A 15,845-nucleotide genomic window follows, 5' to 3' on the forward strand; every position below is an offset into this window, starting at 1 on the left:
GCGTGAGGGGCTCGCCGAACGCAAGTGCGATTCTGGACGTTGACCTACTACTTCTCCACGCGGTGGTGGACGTTGGGCGGCCACGGCCATGAGGGCGCCGCTCCCAGCGGCGGTGCCGACGGTGGCGAGGGTGAGCACCCCGCCGTCGATTACCAGAGCAGAGACCGAAGTGGCGGCGCCGACGAGCGTGGTCACGGCGAGCGCCTTGAGATTCCTGTGGTGGTGGAGTGCGGTCCCAGATGACGTTGCTGAGGTGATGTCGTCGAGCAGGTCGCTCAGGACTTCGGCGGAGACGCTGTCGAGGGTCTGAGGGAGGCCTTGCACGGCCAGGTGGCCATCGACCCGGCGCAGGCTGGTAGTTGGGATCGTGTACTCGCTGGCGGGTCTTCTGCCCTGCTTCTCAGTGGCGATCCCGGCACGGAGGGCTCTGACCCAGTTTGCCAAGGTTCGTGAGGGGGCTGGTCCCATCGGTTTTCGGTATCTGCCACTCCCGTGGCCGAGGCGGTCGACATACGGCGATAGTGCCGCCAACAACGGTCGTGCTCACGACCGCGTCGCCTCGAAGCTCACGAAGTCGCAGTTCAGGACCCGCGTAAGACTTACAGGCGCGCTGTACTACAGTTCGTAGTGGAATTCAGGCGCAGGTGAGGAGCGTTCGGTCGTGGCTGGAACGAGGACATGCGGGTGCGGGGTGAGCAGGCGTCGTCTGCTCGGAACGGCGGGGGCGGCGGCCGCCGTGACCGCCGTGAGCGCCTGTGGTCAGCCTCCCAACCCCCAGGAGGTGCGCCGGGGTCACGTGGTCGGTCAGACCACGGACGTGCCCGAGGGCGGCGGAGCGGTGTTCAGCCACAGCAAGCTGGTGGTGACCCAGCCCGAGGAGGGTGAGTACAAGGCCTTCAGCGCCGCCTGCACCCACGGCGGCTGCACGGTCCAGGAGGTGGAGGACGAGGTCATCCGCTGCCTGTGCCACGGGAGCGAGTTCGACATCGTCTCCGGCGAGGTCGTGACCGGCCCGGCGGAGGACCCCCTGGAGGAGTTCACCGTCACCATTGACGGGACCGACATCATCCTCGACTGACCCCGGGGCCACACACGACGGAGCCCCACCGAGAGTTCGGTGGGGCTCCGTCGTGTGTGCGGTCGGTCAGACCTCTTCGGGGTTGCCCGACTGCGCCGAACCGTTGCCGTCGTCATGGGCCGTGTCCGAGGAGGCGGGGGCCGCCCGGCGGAACGCCGAGGTCGGGAACTGCGCCGCGTAGTCGGACTCCTCCGCGCCGCTGATGAACTCCGTGCGGTTGCGCGGCAGGGACTCGGGGTAGTTGGTGGCCAACCAGGTGACCAGGTGCTCGCGGATCTCGCACGCGATGTTCCACTGGTTGCCGGTGTCGGAGGCGGTGGCCACCACCCGGACCATGACCTCACCGGTGTCGGTGATGTCCACGACCTGGCAGGACCAGCTGCGCCCGTCCCAGAACCTGCTGGACGTGATCAGGCGGCCGGTCTCCTCGCGCAGGTCCCCGATGGGCACCTCCCAGTCGAGGGGGAGCTGGACCTTGGCGGTGATGTTGGTCCCGGCCTTGGTCCAGTTCTCGAAGCTGGTGGTGGTGAAGTTGGCGACCGGGACCACCAGGCGGCGCTCGTCCCAGATCTTGATGGTGACGTTGACGAGGCTGAGCTCCTCGACGCGGCCCCACTCGCCCTCGACCACCACGACGTCCCCGATGCGCAGGGCGTCACTGAAGGCCAGCTGGAGTCCGGCGAAGAGGTTGCCCAGGGTCGACTGGGCGGCGACACCGGCGACGATACCGATGACACCGGCCGAGGCCAGGAGCCCGGCGCCGAGTGCGCGGACCTCGTCGAAGGTGAAGAGGATCGACGCGATCGCCAGGACCACGATGATCGAGGTGATGACCCTGCGCAGCAGGCGTACCTGGGTCTGGAGCCGGCGGGCCCGGCGGTCGGCGTCGCCGTTGCGCGCGGAGAGGCGCTCCAGCACCATGTCGGTGGCCGCGTAGGCCAGACTGATCCCGAGGGCGGTCAGGGTACCGATCATCAGGATCGTCATCGCGTGGTCGATGGTCTGGAAGGTGCTCCAGGCCACGTCTCCCCGACTGGGGAGCGCCAGGTTGGCACCGGCGACCGCCGCGGCGGTGTACGCGGTGACCGCCGAGCGCGAGACCACGTAGCGGGCCATCGGCCAGACCTTGCCCAACTTGTGGTTGAGCAGCCACTGGAGGATGAAGACCAGGGCCATCGAGACCGAGACGGCGATGCCGATCGCGATCCATTGGGAGACGGACACGTCGAAGCGCCCCCTTGTCGTTCATGTCGGGAAGTTCAGCTGTACCCGCCCAACCTAGACCATGCAGATATCCAATCGTGACGTTTGCTTGGACTGATTCCTCCGGAGTGACCCGCTCCACGGGGGCGCATCGCACGGACCGGTGGCCGTCTGTCCCCGGGAGCGACCAGAATGGGGGTATGGCTGCGACTCCTCACCTGCGCCCCGCCCCCGGCTCCATCCCGACCGAGCCGGGCGTCTACCGATTCCGGGACGCCTCCGGCCGGGTCATCTACGTGGGCAAGGCCAAGAACCTGCGGTCGAGGCTGTCCTCCTACTTCCGGGACTTCGCCGGACTGCACCCCCGCACCCAGCAGATGGTCTCCACCGCCGCCGACGTCGACTGGACGATCGTCGGCACCGAGGTCGAGGCCCTCCAGCTGGAGTACTCCTGGATCAAGCAGTACGATCCGCGCTTCAACGTCAAGTACCGCGACGACAAGAGCTACCCCTACCTGGCGGTGACCCTCAACGAGGAGTTCCCCCGGGTCCAGGTGATGCGGGGCGCCAAGCGCCGTGGCGTGCGCTACTTCGGCCCCTACTCCCACGCCTGGGCCATCCGCGAGACCGTCGACCTGCTGCTGCGGGTCTTCCCCGTGCGCACCTGCTCGCCCGGGGTGTTCCGGGGCGCCCGCAACAGCGGCCGCCCCTGCCTCCTCGGCTACATCGGCAAGTGCGTGGCGCCCTGCGTGGGCCGCGCCAGCCCCGAGGAGCACCGCGAACTGGCAGAGGACTTCTGCTCCTTCCTGGCCGGGGACACCGGGCGCTTCATCCGTCAGCTGGAGACCCGGATGACCGAGGCGGCCCAGGAGATGGAGTACGAGCGGGCCGCGCGCATCCGCGACGACATCGAGGCCCTGCGCGCCGCCCTGGAGAAGCAGGCCGTGGTCCTGCCCGACTCCACCGACTGCGACGTCATCGCCATGTCCGACGACCCCCTGGAGGCGGCGGTCCAGATCTTCCACGTGCGGGGCGGCCGGATCCGCGGCCAGCGCGGCTACGTGGTGGACAAGGTGACCGACGCCAGTCCCGGGGAGCTCATGCAGAACTTCCTCCGCCAGCTCTACGGCTCGCTGGACGGGGCCGAGGAGACCGAGGGCACCGGCACGTCGATCCCGCGTGAGGTCCTGGTCTCCCACGAGCCGGACGACCCCGACGCCGTGGCGAGCTGGCTGGCCGAGCACCGGGGCGCGGCGGTGGACCTGCGTGTGCCCCGGCGCGGCGACAAGAAGTCCCTCATGGAGACCGTGGACAAGAACGCCCGCGAGGCGCTGGCCCGGCACAAGACCCACCGCGCCGGAGACCTGAGCACCCGGGGCCGCGCCCTCAACGAGATCCAGGAGGCGCTGGACCTGCCCGAGGCGCCGCTGCGCATCGAGTGCTTCGACATCTCCAACCTCCAGGGCGAGCACGTGGTGGCCTCGATGGTGGTCTTCGAGGACGGTCTGGCCCGCAAGTCCGAGTACCGGCGGTTCTCCGTGCGCGGCAGCGGGGCCGGGGGAGCGGAACAGCACGACGTGGCCGCCATGTACGAGGTGGTCAGGCGACGGTTCCGCCGCTACCTGGAGGAGAGCGCCCGCGCCGGCGAGGTGGCCCGGATGGGCGGTACCGACGACCACGCGGACACCGACGGCCACGGGGTCACGGGCGGGAGCGGCACCTCCGAGGAGCCCGCGCCCGGCAAATTCGCCTATCCGCCTAACCTGGTGGTGGTGGACGGTGCCCGCCCGCAGGCGGAGGCGGCGCGGCGGGCGTTGGACGAACTCGGCATCGAGGACGTGGCCGTCTGCGGTCTGGCCAAGCGCCTGGAGGAGGTGTGGCTGCCCGACGACGAGGACCCGGTGATCCTCCCGCGCGCGGGTGAGGGCCTCTACCTGCTCCAGCGCGTCCGCGACGAGGCCCACCGATTCGCCATCCAGTACCACCGGCAGAAGCGCGCCAAGGCGCTCACCGGGAGCAGTCTGGACGAACTTCCGGGCCTGGGCCCGGCGCGCAGGACCGCCCTCATCAAGGAGTTCGGTTCGGTGCGCAGACTCGCTTCGGCGAGTGTCGAGGAGATCGCGGCGGTACCGGGGATCGGCCCCAAGCTGGCCGAGTCCGTACACGCACATCTGTCCGGTGGCCCCGGCCGGAGGGATGCGGAGGGTGACGGGGCGACGGCAAGGCAAGGCACAGACGGGGGAGGAGACACATGACGGTCGAACTGGGCGGGGAGCTACCGCCCGACGTGGTCATCGTCACCGGGATGTCCGGTGCGGGTCGAAGCACGGCGGCCAGGGCCCTGGAGGACCTGGACTGGTTCGTGGTGGACAACCTGCCACCGGGGCTGCTGCCGACGATGATCGAGCTCGCGGGCCGCACGCACGGGGCGGTGCCCCGGGTCGCGGTGGTGGTGGACGTGCGTTCGCTCGCGTTCACGGAGGACCTGCTGTCCACGGTGGAGGAGCTGCGCAAGCGCGACATCACCGCGCGGGTGCTGTACCTGGAGGCCGGTGACGACGCCCTGGTGCGCCGCTTCGAGGGGGTCCGCCGCCCGCACCCCCTCCAGGGCGACGGGCGCCTGACCGACGGCATCGACCGCGAGCGCGAGACCCTGCGCGCGATCCGCGGCGAGGCCGACCTGGTCATCGACACCTCCCAGCTCAACGTGCACCAGCTCAAGGCGCGGGTGATCGGCTTCTTCGGGGAGAGCGACGAGGTGCGTCCGCGCGCCAACGTGGTCTCCTTCGGGTTCAAGCACGGTCTGCCGGTCGACGCCGACCTGGTCCTGGACTGCCGGTTCCTGCCCAACCCGCACTGGGTGCCGGACCTGCGGCCCATGAACGGCCGGGACGAGCCGGTCCGGGACTACGTGCTCTCCCAGGACGGCGCGCAGGAGATGCTGGAGGCGTACTCGGAGGTCCTGAAGCTGACCATCGCCGGGTACCAGCGCGAGGGCAAGCACTACATGACCCTGGCGGTGGGCTGTACCGGCGGCAAGCACCGCAGCGTGGCCATGGCGGAGCAGTTCGGTGAACGGCTGCGGGCGCAGGGCGTCGACGTGCACGTGGTCCACCGGGACGTGGGCCGGGAGTGACACGCGCTCCGGCGGGCACGGAAGCGTCGGCGGCGGCACCCGGGGGCTCGCGCCCCCGGGCCACCGAGGTGACCCGCGCCACTGGCGTGATCGTGTCCGAGCCGCTCACGGCCGGTCACGCCTCCCTCTGACATCCTGGTGCCCGTGGACACGCCAGGCCCTCAGGTGAACCGAATCGCCAATAATGGCGTCTTCCCTTACATTGGCCCGGTCATTGTTGGTGCCGGTCCGCCAAGGGATCGGGACACGGCGGGCCGGGGGCGTGGGTCGGCCGTTCGCACGCCCCCTTCCGGGGCGGGCCGACGCGACCGCCGGACACGGGACGAGGGGGCAGGCCAAAGGCATGTCGAACAGCACCGATCCGGACGGGGACGACGCCTCACGGCCGCCCCGGGTGGTCGCGCTGGGGGGCGGGCACGGCCTGCACGCCTCCCTGTCTGCGCTGCGCAGGGTGACCACGGACGTCACCGCGATCGTGACCGTCGCCGACGACGGCGGCTCCAGCGGCCGCCTGCGCGAGGAACTGGGCGTGCTTCCGCCCGGTGACCTGAGGATGGCCCTGGCCGCGCTGTGCGGGGACGACGAGTGGGGGCACACCTGGAGCCAGGTGCTCCAGCACCGGTTCCGCTCGGAGGGGGACCTGCACGGCCACGCGGTCGGCAACCTGCTGATCGTCGCCCTGTGGGAACTGCTCGGCGACTCGGTGGCGGGGCTGGACTGGGTGGGCCAGCTGCTGGGCGCCCACGGCCGGGTCCTGCCGATGTCGTCCGTGCCGCTGGAGATCTCGGCGGAGGTGGCCGGGATCGACCCCGGTGAACCCGACGCGCTCACCACGGTGCGCGGGCAGGTGGCGTGCGCCAGCACCAGCGGCCGGGTGCGCTCCATCTCGCTGATCCCCGAGGACCCCCCGGCGAGTCCGCAGGCGGTCAAGGCCGTGCGGGAGGCCGACTGGGTGGTCTTCGGTCCGGGATCGTGGTTCACCAGCGTGCTGCCGCACCTGCTGGTTCCGGAGCTGGCCCACGCCCTGGTCACCACGCGCGCCCGGCGGCTGGTGGTGCTGAACCTGTCACCCCAGCAGGGGGAGACCGACGACTTCCGCCCCGAGACCTACCTCGAGGTGCTCCACGAGCACGCGCCCAAGCTGGGCGTGGACGTGGTGCTGGCCGACTCCGGCACGGTGGAGGAGGTCGGCCCGCTCCTGTCCGCCGCCCACCAGCTCGGCGGGCGGCTCGAACTGGCCGACCTGAGCCGGGGGGACGGCACCCCGCGCCACGACGCCGACAAGCTGGCCGCCGCCCTGGAGCACGTCCTGGAGGACTGACCCCGAGTCTCCCGATGTTGGTACCGGGCTGGGGTGCCCGTGACCGGGGGCGGGGAAGGGTGGGCGCATGGCTGATCACCGCATCCACCTGGAACGCGTCTACGACGAGGTTCGTGCCGAGAAGCACCCCGGGCAGGGGGAGGAGCCCCCGCCCGGGCCCCGGTTCCTGGTGGACCGGCTCTGGCCCCGAGGGGTGAGCAAGAGCGCGGTCGACGGGGACGAGTGGGTCAAGGACGTCGCGCCCAGTCCGCATCTGCGTACCTGGTTCGGGCACGACCCGGGCCGTTTCGAGGAGTTCTCCCGCCGCTACCGGGCCGAGCTGGAGGCCCACCCGGAGGTCCTGGCCCCGATCCTCGACGCGGCCCGGACGGGGCCCGTCACGCTCCTGTACGCGGCCAGGGACACCGAGCACAACCACGCCGTCGTGCTGAGGGACCACCTGGAGTCGCTCCTGAACTCCTCCCAGGAGTCCGGGAGCAATTGACCGCACACCGTCACGAAGGGCGACACGCCGCCTGTGAGCTGGGCTTGAGGAAGCGCGACACGCCGTGCGGGGGTCGGCGTAAAGGCGCGCGTCACGTAGTCTGCACCGAGAGACAGCCGCCCAGGGAACAGCCCGTGGCGGCACCCGGCGCCCGGGTGTGCGGTGCCGGTGTTCTGCCAGTTCAAGGGGAGGATCGCGGCGATGGCGATGACCGGCGTGGTGAAGGATGAGCTGAGCCGACTGGCGATCCTCAAGCCATGCTGCCGCAAGGCGGAGGTGTCCACCATCCTGCGGTTCACCGGTGGCCTGCACCTCGTGGGCGGCCGGATCGTGATCGAGGCCGAACTCGACACGGGCGCGGCCGCGCGGCGGCTGCGCAAGGACATCTCGGAGGTCTTCGGGCACGAGTCCGAGGTCGTCGTGCTCTCCCCGAGCGGACTGCGCAAGGGCAACCGGTACGTGGTGCGGGTGATCAAGGACGGTGAGTCCCTGGCCCGCCAGACCGGGCTGGTCGACAACAACGGGCGTCCCGTGCGCGGCCTGCCCCGCCACGTGGTGGCGGGCGGTGCCTGCGACTCCGAGTCCGCCTGGCGCGGCGCCTTCATCGCGCACGGCTCCCTGACCGAGCCGGGTCGTTCCATGTCCCTCGAGGTCACCTGCCCCGGTCCGGAGGCCGCGCTGGCCCTGGTCGGTGCGGCCCGACGCCTCAAGGTGCACGCCAAGGCCCGCGAGGTGCGCGGCGTGGACCGGGTGGTGGTGCGCGACGGCGACTCCATCGGCGCGCTGCTGACCCTGCTGGGCGCCCACCAGAGCGTCCTGGCCTGGGAGGAGCGCCGGATGCGCCGGGAGGTGCGGGCCACCGCGAACCGGCTCGCCAACTTCGACGACGCCAACCTGCGGCGCAGCGCCCGGGCGGCGGTCGCGGCGGGCGCGCGGGTCGAGCGGGCCCTGGAGATCCTGGGGGAGGAAGCCCCCAAGCACCTGGTGGCCGCCGGGCAGCTGCGCCTGGCCCACAAGCAGGCGTCCCTGGAGGAGCTGGGACAGCTCTCGGTCCCGCCGCTGACCAAGGACGCCATCGCCGGGCGCATCCGCAGGCTGCTGGCCATGGCCGACAAGCGGGCCAGTGACCTGGGCATCGAGGGAACCGAGGCGAACCTCACTCCCGACATGCTCGTCCCCTGACCGGTCTGGGGCGCAATCGCGCCGGAACGCGGCCGTGACACCGATGTTCGGCTTTGTTAACTGGGAAAACTCCCGGATAACTTCCGAAAATGGTATAGACCTCTCCGCTTCACGGTGTCAGGATGGTCGCGAATCCGCGAGGGCGCGACGGGTGGCTGGACGGGGGTGAGAACGGCTCCCCGCCGACACTCCGCTAGGCTCTTTGTGAACACCTGTTACGCGTTCACGCTGTTCAACACGGTCGTGCCGGCCGTACCAGTCCGGTGCTCCGGGAACAGCCCACACGCTCGGGTGAAACTGCTGTGCGACATATGAGGAGATTGGTTCCGTGACCATCCGTGTAGGCGTCAACGGCTTCGGTCGGATCGGCCGCAACTTCTGGCGCGCGGTCGCCGCTGGCGGCAGCGACATCGAAATCGTCGCGGTCAACGACCTCACCGACACCAAGACGCTCGCGCACCTGCTCAAGTACGACACGGTGCTCGGCACCCTCGACGGCGACGTCGAGGTCGGTGACGACTTCATCCGCGTCGGCGACAAGACCATCAAGGTCCTCGCCCAGCGCGACCCCGCCCAGCTGCCCTGGGGCGAGCTCAACGTCGACGTCGTCGTCGAGTCCACCGGTATCTTCACCAAGGCCGAGGACGCCCGGAAGCACATCAGCGCCGGCGCCAAGAAGGTCATCATCTCCGCCCCGGCCAAGGGCGAGGACATCACCATCGTGATGGGCGTCAACGACGACAAGTACGACGCCGCCAACCACGACATCATCTCCAACGCCTCCTGCACCACGAACTGCGTGGCGCCCATGGCGAAGGTCCTCAAGGACGCCTTCGGCATCCAGCAGGGCTTCATGACCACGGTCCACGCGTACACGAACGACCAGGTCATCCTGGACTTCCCGCACAAGGACCTGCGTCGCGCCCGCGCTGCCGCGCAGAACATCATCCCGACCAGCACGGGTGCGGCCAAGGCCACGGCCCTGGTCATCCCCGAGCTCGCGGGCAAGCTGGACGGCATGGCCATGCGCGTCCCCGTGCCGGACGGCTCCGCCACCGACCTGGTCGTCACCGTGGACCGTGAGGTCACCAAGGACGAGGTCAACGCCGCGTTCAAGGCCGCGGCCGAGGGCCCGCTCAAGGACGTCCTGGTCTACACCGAGGACGAGATCGTCTCCTCCGACATCGTCGGCACCTCGCCCTCCTGCACCCTGGACGCCGGGATGACCATGGTCTCCGGCAACCAGGTCAAGATCCTGGGCTGGTACGACAACGAGTGGGGCTACTCCAACCGCCTGGTCGACCTGGCCAAGCTGGTCGGCTCCAACCTGTGACCGACGGGTCCCGACCCGTGGCGGCGCACGCCTGACCCGGCACCCCTTCCGCCCCCGCGCGGTGGGGGTGCCGTCGCGTGCGCGCCCTCCCAGACTTCGACACCCCAACGAGGAGACCAGCATGCGGACGATCGACGACCTTGACGTCTCCGGCAAGCGCGTGTTCGTCCGGGCCGACCTGAACGTGCCCCTGGACGGTGACCGCATCACCGACGACGGGCGCATCCGCGCGGCCCTGCCGACCATCGAGAAGCTCCGTGAGCGCGGCGCGCGCGTCATCGTCGCCGCCCACCTGGGCCGCCCCAAGGGCGCCCCGGACCCCCAGTACTCCCTGCGCCCCGTCGCCGCCCGCCTCGGTGAGCTGCTCGGCACCGAGGTCGCCTTCGCCGCCGACACCGCCGGGGAGTCCGCCCGCGCCACCTCCGCCGCCCTCGGGGACGGAGAGGTCGCGCTGCTGGAGAACGTGCGCTTCGAGCCCGGCGAGACCAGCAAGGACGAGGCCGAGCGCGGCGAGCTCGCGGACCGCTTCGCGCAGCTCGCGGACCTGTACGTGGGCGACGCCTTCGGCGCCGTGCACCGCAGGCACGCCAGCGTCTACGACCTGCCCGGCAAGCTCCCGCACGCCGTCGGCGGCCTGGTGCTGACCGAGGTCGAGGTGCTCAAGCGGCTCACCGAGGACCCCGAGCGCCCCTACGTGGTGGCGCTGGGCGGCTCCAAGGTCTCCGACAAGCTCGCCGTGATCGACAACCTCCTGGGCACCGCCGACCGCCTGCTCATCGGCGGCGGCATGGTGTTCACCTTCCTCAAGGCCAAGGGCTACGAGGTCGGCTCCAGCCTCCTGGAGAGCGACCAGCTCGACACCGTGCGCGGCTACCTGGAGCGCGCCGAGCGCGAGGGCGTGGAGATCGTCCTTCCCGTGGACGTCGTGGCCGCCGAGAAGTTCGCCGCCGACGCCCCGCACGCCGCCGTGGGCGTCGACGCCATCCCGGCCGACCGCATGGGCCTGGACATCGGCCCGAAGAGCCAGGAGCTGTTCGCCGAGAAGCTGGCCGACGCCCGGACCGTGTTCTGGAACGGCCCGATGGGCGTGTTCGAGATGGCTCCCTACGCGGGCGGCACGCGCGCCCTGGCCCAGGCCCTCATCGACTCCGACGCCTTCACCGTCGTCGGCGGAGGCGACTCCGCCGCCGCCGTGCGATCCCTGGGCTTCGACGAGGCGGCCTTCGGCCACATCTCCACCGGCGGCGGCGCCAGCCTGGAGTACCTGGAGGGCAAGGACCTCCCCGGCATCGACGCCCTGGCCTGAGCGGAGTGTTCGCCCCGCGCCTCGCGGCGCTCCGGGCCCGAACGCACACTCCCCGCGCCTCCGCCCGGCCGCGGCGGCGCACACGCAAGCCCTCTCCGACGATTGTGAAGTGAGTCAAGGATGACCAAGCGCCAGCCGCTCATCGCGGGCAACTGGAAGATGAACAACAACCACTTCGAGGCGATCGCGCTCGTCCAGAAGCTGGCCTTCGCCCTGAACGACAAGGACTACGACAACGCCGAGGTCGTCGTCCTGCCGCCGTTCACCGACCTCCGCAGCGTGCAGACCCTGGTGGACGGGGACAAGCTGCGCATCCGCTTCGGCGCGCAGGACATCTCCGCCCACGACAAGGGCGCCTACACCGGCGAGGTCTCCGGTGCGATGCTCGCCAAGCTGGAGTGCTCCTACGTCCTGGTGGGCCACTCCGAGCGCCGCGAGTACCACAACGAGGACGACGCCCTGGTGAACGCCAAGGTCAAGGCCGCCTACAAGAACGACATCGTCCCGCTGCTGTGCGTGGGCGAGGGGCTTGAGGTGCGCAAGGCCGGCCAGCAGGTCGAGCACGTCCTGGCCCAGCTGGACGGCGCCCTCAAGGAGATCCCGGCCGAGCAGGCCGAGCGGATCGTCATCGCCTACGAGCCCGTGTGGGCCATCGGCACCGGTGAGGTCGCCACCCCCGAGGACGCCCAGGAGGTGTGCGCGGCGATCCGCGTCCGCCTGGCCGAGCTGTACTCCGCCGAGGTGGCCGACGCCGTCCGCGTGCTCTACGGCGGCTCGGTCAAGGGCGACAACGCCCCCGGCATCATGGCGAAGGAGGACGTCGACGGCGCCCTGGTCGGCGGTGCCTGCCTGAAGGCCGACGAGTTCACCAAGGTGATCCGTTTCGGCGAGAACGGCTGACCAATCGTCTCGCGGACCGGGCCCGTCACTCTCTGACGTCCAGGGGTGACGGCCCGGGTGCCCGACAGGTGCCCCGTTCGGGCTAGACTTCGCTGTGGGGATTCCCCTGCCTTGGGGTTTCCCCGCCCATGCCTTCACCGGCACGGTAAAATCCGAAAACGTCCCCGGTCTCCTCCTTCCGCGACCCGCTCCGGACCGACGCCTCCCGTCGGCCCTGGTACGGGCGGGAAAAGGGGGATCGAGGTGTCCATTCCCCCCTGCTGCGGGGTCGAGCTACGGGTGAGCGTGTGATCCTCGGTCTGTCCATCTTCGTGATGCTTCTCAGTGTGCTGTTGGTCCTCCTCGTGCTGATGCACAAGGGCAAGGGCGGTGGCCTGTCCGACATGTTCGGCGGCGGTGTCACCTCCTCGCTCGGCGGCTCCTCCGTGGTCGAGCGCAACCTCGACCGGATGACCATCGGGATCGCGATCACGTGGATCGTGACGATCGTCATCCTCGGTCTGCTGATCAACCGGGGAATGTAGCGCGCCGACCGGCCGCAGACCCCTCGTCCAAGACAATCTCGCCCGAGTCAGGCAGCGAGTTCGCTGAAGGAGTTTTTCGTGGGTAGTGGCAGCGCCATCCGTGGCAGCCGAGTCGGAGCTGGCCCTATGGGCGAGGCGGAGCGGGGCGAGGCCGCTCCCCGCGTCCGGGTCCCGTTCTACTGTGCGAACCTGCACGAGGTCATTCCCAGTTTCGCCAGCGAGGCCGCCGTTCCCGACGAGTGGGACTGCCCGCGCTGCGGCTTCCCCGCGGGCAAGGACAAGGCCAACCCCCCGTCGCCTCCGCGCACCGAGCCGTACAAGACCCACCTGGCGTACGTGAAGGAGCGGCGCAGCGAGGAGGAGGGCAAGCTCATCCTCGACGAGGCGCTGGCCAAGCTCCGCGCCGACCGCGCCGCGGTCGAGGCCCACATGAGGGCCTCCCAGAACTAGGACTTCGAAGGGGCCCGCCACCGGTCACAGGACCGGTGGCGGGCCCCTTCGCGTGCCCGGGAACACCACGTCAGACATGAGGGATGGAGGTATCTTCTCATTCCCGAGACTGCTGTGGCTGGTGGGAATTACGATGACCGACACACACCCCCGAAGCCCCCTTCCTGAGGAGTTGGTGTCGATGTCAGCGTGCCCCACCGGCGGAGACCACGACTGGATTCTCGGCGACGACCGCAAGTTCCAGTGCGCCAAGTGCGGTGCTCAGAGCGCCAGGCGGTTCTGAAACACCTCTCCGGGTCGCGCGGTGCCCCGGGCCTCGGGCTCGTTCTTGGCCTCCGCCCTCCAGGTCACCGGCCTGCCCAGGCTCTCGGCCACGGTCGTGGCCCAACGCTCCAGGGGCGCGAACCGCTCCGCCCCCTCCTCGTCGAGCATGGTCCGCCCCCGGTAGACGATCCCCTCGATGACCAGGACCTCCCCGTCCACCAGCAGTGCGGTCTCGTACTCTCGCGTGCTGCGCCTCATGTGAAAGGACTGTAGCGCCGGAGAGGGGCGGACATCAGGCGTTCGCCGGGATTGACCGCACATGGCCGGGAAGGAGGGGCACCAAGCACCTCGGAAGCTTGGAAGAATGGGGGGTATGGCCTCCCCCGAAGCATCGGACGTCCCCCCTGACACACGGGGTGTCCCCTCGGACCTGACCGAACGACCCGCGAGCGTGTCCCACCTGCGCCGCTACGTCAGTCTGCGCGGCCCCAACACACGCATGTGGATGACGGCGGCCTACTTCTCCGGCGGCCTCACCCTGGGGTTCCTGGTGGTGGTGGGCTCCATGCTCTGGCACGTCATGCGCGAGGAGACCACGGTCGGCTCCGTGTCGCTGTGGGCGTTCGCGGCGCTGGTCATGTTCTTCATCGGCCCGGGCAGCAACGTCTTCCTCGTGCGCGGGCTGCCCCAGCGCATCACCCGCCAGGGCATCAGCGCCGACAGCGACGGCGTCACCGTGCTCCAGGAACGCAAGTGGTGGTTCCCAGGCGAGGGCACCTTCATCGCCTGGCCCGAGATCCGCCGCATCCGCGAGGTGCACACCGGTGACCGCAGGATCACGTACTTCATCGAGTTCGCGCTGGACACCCACCGCACCGACCCCGAACTGCCCAGCTGGGCGGAGACCCCGGAGAGCCTCGACCTGGAGGTCGACCCCGAGGCCGCCACGCAGTTCTACGTGCAGGTGCCGCGCGACATCAAGGAGCACATCCTGAAGATGGTGGAGCGCACCGCGCCCCTGCCCTCGATCGTCGAGCGGACCCCGCCGCTGCGCCAGCGCCGCTAGGACCGGCCGCTGAGCCTGCGCGTGAGTTCACCGGCGGCGTCCCGCACCCGCCCGGCCAGGGCCCGGGGGGTGACCGGCCGCGCGACCGGGACGGTCAGGCTGATCGCCGCCGCCGGGCGACCGTTGTGGTCCGAGGCGGCCGCCGCCACCGAGAGGAAGCCCTCGGTGACCTGGCCGCTCTCGATCGACCACCCCTGCTGGCGCTCCTCGGTCAGCAGCTCCCGCAGTTCCCCCGGTGTGGTGGGCCCGCGGCCGGTGCGGTCGGTGAAGGCGCCCGTGTCCGGGTACAGCGCGCGCACCTGGGCGCGGGGCAGCTGGGCCAGCATGGCCCGCCCGGACGCGGTCAGGTGCGCGGGCAGGCGCACGCCCACCCCGGTGATCAGGGTGGGTGCGTGCGGCGGCTGTTCCTTGAGCAGGTACAGCGTGTCCGCGCCGTGCAGCACCCCCAGGTGCGCGGTGGCCCCGGTGGTCTCGGTGAGCTGGTGCAACAGGGGGCGGGCCAGCCGCTCGACCCCGTCGTGGCGCAGGTAGGCCGAGCCGATCTCGAAGGCCGCGACCCCCAGTCCCCACCGCCGCTCCTCGGGCAGGTGGGTCACGAACCCCTCCTCGGCCATCGCCTCCAACAGCTGGTAGACGCTGGACCGGGGCAGGCCGAGCCCGTTGGCGATGGCCGAGGCCGAGACCGGCCCCGGCCGCGAGGCCAGGAAGCGCAACAGCCGCAGCGCGCGTGTGGCCGCCGGAACAACACTCATGCACCAAGGGTGTCATGGACTCGGCGCGTGCGATTGTGGCGCCACAGTGGCGCCGCTATGCATTGCTAATATGTGGAGGTAATGGCGTCAGCCCGATTCGAAGGAGTGCGCTGTGGCTGCTATTCAGATCAAGGACGTGCCGGACGAGGTCAGAGACATCCTCGCGGCGGAGGCCAAGAGGGCGGGGAAGTCGCTCCAGTCCTACCTGCTCAGTGTTCTGGAGAAGGAGGCGCGGTTCGCACGAAACAGGGAGATCGTGGAACAGACGCCCCTGCCCGGAGCCAACCTCAGCATGGACGAGATCGTGGCCGCGGTGCGCGAGGCTCGGGGGGACGGCCCGGCCCAGACGGGAAGCGGAGCAGCGTGATCGTCGTAGACACCTCGGTGCTGATCGACCTCTACCTGGGGTCCCCGGGCCATACTTCCACCGTCGCTCGCAGAGTGGTGGGAGCGGACAGCGAATGGTACGTGCCGAGCCATCAGCCGTTGGAGTTCCTCAACTCCCTGCGCGGGCTGGTCCTTGGAGGCAAGGTCGCTCCTGGTGACGCCGAGACCGCTCGCAAGCTGTACGGCCTGCAAGCGATCACCCACGTCGATGTGACGGGATCCGTCGCGGACCGGGTGTGGGAGCTGCGGCACAACCTCACCGCGTACGACGCGGCCTACGTGGCCGTGGCGGAGGCTCTGGACTGTTCCCTGGTCACCGGTGACGCGCGGCTGGCCGCCGCCCCGGGCCTCAGGTGCGAGGTGCGGGTGATCCGCTAGGCCCCCGGCGCGGGTGTCTGGGATCTCGGACGGTACTGCCGTGTTGGCTCTTCCGGCGGGCTCGCGGGCAGGGTCGAATGG

General features: G+C 70.2%; 17 protein-coding genes. 14 read left to right on the top strand and 3 right to left on the bottom strand.

The genetic code is table 11. The features are described from left to right. Nucleotides 1–691: 691 nt before the first annotated feature. A complete protein-coding gene (locus tag AC0VYL_RS09675; RefSeq protein ID WP_475482911.1) occupies nucleotides 692–1,078 on the top strand; it encodes a Rieske (2Fe-2S) protein in 387 nt (128 codons plus the stop codon). 66 nt (nucleotides 1,079–1,144) lie between these two features. Here the strand turns inward: AC0VYL_RS09675 and AC0VYL_RS09680 are convergent, their stop codons facing one another. Next, nucleotides 1,145–2,302, bottom strand: a complete 1,158-nt coding sequence (locus AC0VYL_RS09680) for a mechanosensitive ion channel family protein (RefSeq protein ID WP_475482912.1) — start codon at nucleotides 2,300–2,302, stop codon at nucleotides 1,145–1,147. A gap of 179 nt (nucleotides 2,303–2,481) precedes the next feature. Here AC0VYL_RS09680 and uvrC point away from each other — a divergent pair, with 179 nt between their 5' ends. The 10 genes from uvrC to AC0VYL_RS09730 all read left to right on the top strand — a co-directional run bounded on the left by uvrC (nucleotide 2,482) and on the right by AC0VYL_RS09730 (nucleotide 12,917). Next, on the top strand, nucleotides 2,482–4,536 hold the full coding sequence (gene uvrC / locus AC0VYL_RS09685; protein WP_475461469.1) for an excinuclease ABC subunit UvrC: 2,055 nt from the start codon (nucleotides 2,482–2,484) through the stop codon (nucleotides 4,534–4,536). Further along, a complete protein-coding gene (gene rapZ / locus AC0VYL_RS09690; protein WP_475461471.1) occupies nucleotides 4,533–5,417 on the top strand; it encodes an RNase adapter RapZ in 885 nt (294 codons plus the stop codon). Before uvrC ends, rapZ begins: the two co-directional genes overlap by 4 nt. A 343-nt stretch (nucleotides 5,418–5,760) precedes the next feature. Beyond that, a complete protein-coding gene (locus tag AC0VYL_RS09695) occupies nucleotides 5,761–6,738 on the top strand; it encodes a gluconeogenesis factor YvcK family protein (RefSeq protein WP_475482913.1) in 978 nt (325 codons plus the stop codon). Nucleotides 6,739–6,805: 67 nt separating this feature from the next. Continuing rightward, the gene (locus AC0VYL_RS09700) at nucleotides 6,806–7,222 is read left to right on the top strand and encodes a DUF488 domain-containing protein (RefSeq protein WP_475482914.1); all 417 of its coding nucleotides are present in this window, start codon (nucleotides 6,806–6,808) and stop codon (nucleotides 7,220–7,222) included. Between the two features lie 201 nt (nucleotides 7,223–7,423). Then, the gene (gene whiA / locus AC0VYL_RS09705) at nucleotides 7,424–8,404 is read left to right on the top strand and encodes a DNA-binding protein WhiA (protein WP_330094586.1); all 981 of its coding nucleotides are present in this window, start codon (nucleotides 7,424–7,426) and stop codon (nucleotides 8,402–8,404) included. A 328-nt stretch (nucleotides 8,405–8,732) separates the two neighbouring features. Beyond that, the gene (gap, locus tag AC0VYL_RS09710) at nucleotides 8,733–9,737 is read left to right on the top strand and encodes a type I glyceraldehyde-3-phosphate dehydrogenase (protein WP_475482915.1); all 1,005 of its coding nucleotides are present in this window, start codon (nucleotides 8,733–8,735) and stop codon (nucleotides 9,735–9,737) included. A gap of 121 nt (nucleotides 9,738–9,858) precedes the next feature. Continuing rightward, nucleotides 9,859–11,043 carry a phosphoglycerate kinase gene (locus AC0VYL_RS09715; RefSeq protein WP_475482916.1) on the top strand — a complete coding sequence of 395 codons (1,185 nt, stop codon included), beginning with the start codon at nucleotides 9,859–9,861 and terminating at the stop codon, nucleotides 11,041–11,043. A gap of 120 nt (nucleotides 11,044–11,163) precedes the next feature. Further along, complete coding sequence (gene tpiA / locus AC0VYL_RS09720) at nucleotides 11,164–11,943, top strand: triose-phosphate isomerase (protein WP_475461486.1); 780 nt, start codon at nucleotides 11,164–11,166, stop codon at nucleotides 11,941–11,943. Between the two features lie 287 nt (nucleotides 11,944–12,230). Then, nucleotides 12,231–12,467 (top strand): preprotein translocase subunit SecG, encoded by a 237-nt coding sequence (secG, locus tag AC0VYL_RS09725; protein WP_352387973.1) that lies wholly within the window; start codon nucleotides 12,231–12,233, stop codon nucleotides 12,465–12,467. A gap of 78 nt (nucleotides 12,468–12,545) precedes the next feature. After that, the gene (locus AC0VYL_RS09730) at nucleotides 12,546–12,917 is read left to right on the top strand and encodes an RNA polymerase-binding protein RbpA (RefSeq protein WP_083926821.1); all 372 of its coding nucleotides are present in this window, start codon (nucleotides 12,546–12,548) and stop codon (nucleotides 12,915–12,917) included. 261 nt (nucleotides 12,918–13,178) lie between these two features. On the opposite strand, the gene AC0VYL_RS09735 is transcribed toward AC0VYL_RS09730, so the two are convergent. Then, nucleotides 13,179–13,439, bottom strand: a complete 261-nt coding sequence (locus AC0VYL_RS09735) for a hypothetical protein (RefSeq protein WP_475461489.1) — start codon at nucleotides 13,437–13,439, stop codon at nucleotides 13,179–13,181. Between the two features lie 115 nt (nucleotides 13,440–13,554). Between AC0VYL_RS09735 and AC0VYL_RS09740 the strand changes: the two genes are divergently transcribed. Continuing rightward, nucleotides 13,555–14,247: a hypothetical protein gene (locus AC0VYL_RS09740; RefSeq protein ID WP_475461492.1), complete on the top strand. Its 693-nt coding sequence runs from the start codon at nucleotides 13,555–13,557 to the stop codon at nucleotides 14,245–14,247. Here the strand turns inward: AC0VYL_RS09740 and AC0VYL_RS09745 are convergent. After that, on the bottom strand, nucleotides 14,244–14,999 hold the full coding sequence (locus AC0VYL_RS09745; protein ID WP_475461495.1) for an IclR family transcriptional regulator: 756 nt from the start codon (nucleotides 14,997–14,999) through the stop codon (nucleotides 14,244–14,246). The genes AC0VYL_RS09740 and AC0VYL_RS09745 overlap by 4 nt on opposite strands. Nucleotides 15,000–15,111: 112 nt before the next feature. On the opposite strand from AC0VYL_RS09745, the gene AC0VYL_RS09750 reads away from it, so the two are divergent. Together AC0VYL_RS09750 and AC0VYL_RS09755 are read left to right on the top strand one after the other, a co-directional pair. After that, a complete protein-coding gene (locus AC0VYL_RS09750) occupies nucleotides 15,112–15,366 on the top strand; it encodes a FitA-like ribbon-helix-helix domain-containing protein (protein WP_475482917.1) in 255 nt (84 codons plus the stop codon). Beyond that, on the top strand, nucleotides 15,363–15,764 hold the full coding sequence (locus tag AC0VYL_RS09755) for a type II toxin-antitoxin system VapC family toxin (protein ID WP_475461499.1): 402 nt from the start codon (nucleotides 15,363–15,365) through the stop codon (nucleotides 15,762–15,764). The genes AC0VYL_RS09750 and AC0VYL_RS09755 overlap by 4 nt, the downstream gene beginning before the upstream one ends. The last annotated feature ends 81 nt before the right edge of the window (nucleotides 15,765–15,845 follow it).

It is taken from the genome of Nocardiopsis sp. iso_238, from assembly GCF_056173325.1.

What these genes read in the sequence shown, in the direction of transcription:
- uvrC (WP_475461469.1), top strand. Translation starts at nt 2,482, where the DNA reads ATGGCTGCGACTCCTCACCTGCGCCCCGCCCCCGGCTCCATCCCGACC.
- rapZ (WP_475461471.1), top strand. Translation starts at nt 4,533, where the DNA reads ATGACGGTCGAACTGGGCGGGGAGCTACCGCCCGACGTGGTCATCGTC.
- AC0VYL_RS09695 (WP_475482913.1), top strand. Translation starts at nt 5,761, where the DNA reads ATGTCGAACAGCACCGATCCGGACGGGGACGACGCCTCACGGCCGCCC.
- AC0VYL_RS09700 (WP_475482914.1), top strand. Translation starts at nt 6,806, where the DNA reads ATGGCTGATCACCGCATCCACCTGGAACGCGTCTACGACGAGGTTCGT.
- whiA (WP_330094586.1), top strand. Translation starts at nt 7,424, where the DNA reads ATGGCGATGACCGGCGTGGTGAAGGATGAGCTGAGCCGACTGGCGATC.
- AC0VYL_RS09715 (WP_475482916.1), top strand. Translation starts at nt 9,859, where the DNA reads ATGCGGACGATCGACGACCTTGACGTCTCCGGCAAGCGCGTGTTCGTC.
- tpiA (WP_475461486.1), top strand. Translation starts at nt 11,164, where the DNA reads ATGACCAAGCGCCAGCCGCTCATCGCGGGCAACTGGAAGATGAACAAC.
- AC0VYL_RS09735 (WP_475461489.1), bottom strand. Translation starts at nt 13,439, where the DNA reads ATGAGGCGCAGCACGCGAGAGTACGAGACCGCACTGCTGGTGGACGGG.
- AC0VYL_RS09740 (WP_475461492.1), top strand. Translation starts at nt 13,555, where the DNA reads ATGGCCTCCCCCGAAGCATCGGACGTCCCCCCTGACACACGGGGTGTC.
- AC0VYL_RS09745 (WP_475461495.1), bottom strand. Translation starts at nt 14,999, where the DNA reads ATGAGTGTTGTTCCGGCGGCCACACGCGCGCTGCGGCTGTTGCGCTTC.